The organism is Methyloparacoccus murrellii, from assembly GCF_054657115.1.
On record NZ_BAAHXD010000109.1, the window covers coordinates 1 to 943 of the forward strand.

Genomic DNA, 943 nt, shown 5'->3' on the forward strand with positions numbered 1-943 from the left:
TTCAATCAGTTGCTGGAACAGGCCCTAGCAGGGCTTGAGCTGCCTGACGTCGTCAAGAACCCACTGCAAAACCTCATCAACAACGCCAAGGATCCGGAAGATATCATCGACTTCATCGAAAATGCCGATAAACCCTGCTGAATAACGCCATCCGTCAGGCCATCAGCCAGTTCCTGGTTTTCAATCGCGATCAGGTTCTGGCCCTGATCCCCAACCTTCCCCAGGAAATCAAGGATGTGCTCGCCTTGCTGCTGCCGGCAACGATCGACCTGAACCAGCTGCCGCTGGCGATGTCGTCGATCACGGTCATGAACAAGTCGGGCTGGCCGCTCTGGTTCGGCATCACCAACAAGGACGGCGACTACAAGATCAAGCTGCCCGCGGGCGCCGTCTCCCTGCGCGTGGGCCATATCGGCTATCGCGAGGTCACCATCCCGCTGGAACAGGCGCTGGCCGGTGCCGGCAAAATCTGGTTGATTCCTACCGCTGGCAGGCTCGAAGGCACTGTCTTCACGGGTAGCGGCTTCCGGCGCAAGGCCATCCAGAACGCCAGGATTACCGTCCTGACCGCGGCGGACGTGGTCACCACAACCGCGGCTGGCTCGCAGAAACCCACCGCCATGAGCAACCGCTGGGGTCTGTTCGCATTCGACAATGTTTCGCCGCTACTGCCTGGCCTGCTCGGCGGTATCGGCGTGCAACGCATCGAGGTGGACGCCGACAATTATTACCTGGAGAAAAAGAACGCCATTTTCCTCGCCGGCAGCAGCCGGACCCCGGTCGAGGTCCGCGAGGCACCGCCGGTGGGTCGCCTGGAGGGCCTGGTTCGGTATGCATCCGCTCTCTTGGGAGCGCTCAAGCGTGACGATGCCAACATTGAAGTCCTGAACGATCAGGATGAGATCATCGCCAGCGGGACAAGTCTGGCCGGTACCGGCATACT

Annotated in this window: 1 protein-coding gene; it reads left to right on the forward strand. The window is 60.3% G+C overall.

What is annotated here, in order from left to right:
• Positions 1 to 236 precede the first annotated feature (236 nt).
• Positions 237 to 943, forward strand: a 707-nt coding sequence (locus tag ACYQ1H_RS15515; protein ID WP_460028940.1) for a carboxypeptidase-like regulatory domain-containing protein, incomplete at its 3' end; no start/stop codon positions are given.